Below are 1,374 nucleotides of genomic sequence, written 5' to 3'. Positions count from 1 at the left end.
GGTCATGCCCACGGTGGTGGTGTACGGACAGTGATGCCGCGTGATCCTGGTTGAAGGTTATGCGGTGAGGGCTTCGGGTGTCACGCTGATCTCGGGTGTGTCGGAGGGATTGTTCGTGGCGTCGACTTTCGCGAGGATTTCCAGGCCGAAGTAGCGGTGGGTTTCGATCCACTCGTCGTGTTGTTCGGCGAGGACCGCGCCGACGAGACGTATGATAGCGTCGCGGTCGGGGAAGATGCCGACGACGTCGGTGCGGCGGCGAATTTCTTTGTTCAGTCTTTCCTGCGGGTTCGACGACCAGATCTGCCGCCAGACCTCCCGCGGGTAGGTGGTGAAAGCGAGTAGGTCAGATTTTGCGCCGGAGAGATGGTCGGCGGCCTTCGGGAGTTTCTCGGATAGTGCTTCGACGACCCGGTCGAACTGCCCGCCGACCTCGTTCGCGTCGGCCTGGTCGAAGACAGTTCTCACGAGCGTGGCGACCCACGGCTGCGATGACTTTGGTGTCATCGTGAGCAAGTCCCGAAGGTAATGAGTCCGACATCTCTGCCACGACGCACCGGGCAGTGTGGAGCCGATCGCGTTGACCAGTCCCCGGTGGGCATCGGAAGTCACCAGCCGTACCCCGGACAGGCCGCGGGCGACCAGGCCGCGGAAGAACGCCAGCCAGCCGGCGCCGTCCTCGCTGCTCACGACGTCGAGGCCGAGGATCTCCCGGTGCCCGTCGCCGTTGACCCCTACGGCAAGCAGGCAGTGCACGTTGATCACACGGCCGTCCTCACGGACCTTCATCGTCAACGCGTCGGCCTGCACGAACCGGTACGGACCGGCGTCCAACGGCCGGGATCGGAACGCCTCGACCTGAGTGTCCAGATGCTTCGCCAGCACCGACACCTGCGACGTCGAGATATGCGCGACCCCGAGCTGTTCGACAAGCTTGTCGACCCGCCGGGTAGATACTCCGAGCAGATACGAGGTGGCGACCACCGAGATCAGTGCCTGCTCGGCGCGGCGGCGCCGGGTCAGCAACCATTCCGGAAAATAGGATCCCTGACGCAGTTTCGGCACGGCCAGCTCGATCGTCCCGGCACGGGTATCCCACTCCCGCGCCCGGTACCCGTTCCGCCGATTCACCCGCTCGGGGGAAATCTCCCCATATTCCGCGTTGCAGATCCCGTCCACCTCGGCGCCCATCAACGCCTCCGCGAACGCCTTCACCATCGACCCCAGCAGGTCCGGACTCGCTGCCATCAACTCCTTGCCGAACCCCTCGGCATCGGTCACAGTCGGACGCACGGCCATCGCGTATCTCCTCATCGAGTTCTTGGCGGTCCTCGAAAAGGATCACGCGGTGGTCGCTCTACGTCACGGACCGCC

1 protein-coding gene is annotated in these 1,374 nt (G+C 64.4%); it reads right to left on the bottom strand.

Annotated features, from left to right (window positions below):
- Positions 1 to 57: 57 nt before the first annotated feature.
- A complete protein-coding gene (locus tag ND747_RS16340; RefSeq protein ID WP_251734469.1) occupies positions 58 to 1,299 on the bottom strand; it encodes an IS256 family transposase in 1,242 nt (413 codons plus the stop codon).
- Between the last annotated feature and the right edge of the window lie 75 nt (positions 1,300 to 1,374).

Source organism: Frankia sp. R82 (assembly GCF_023716925.1).
GTDB lineage: Bacteria > Actinomycetota > Actinomycetes > Frankiales > Frankiaceae > Frankia.
The sequence above is the reverse complement of the archived record's forward strand: the minus strand, read 5'-3'. Positions and strand labels throughout refer to the sequence as shown.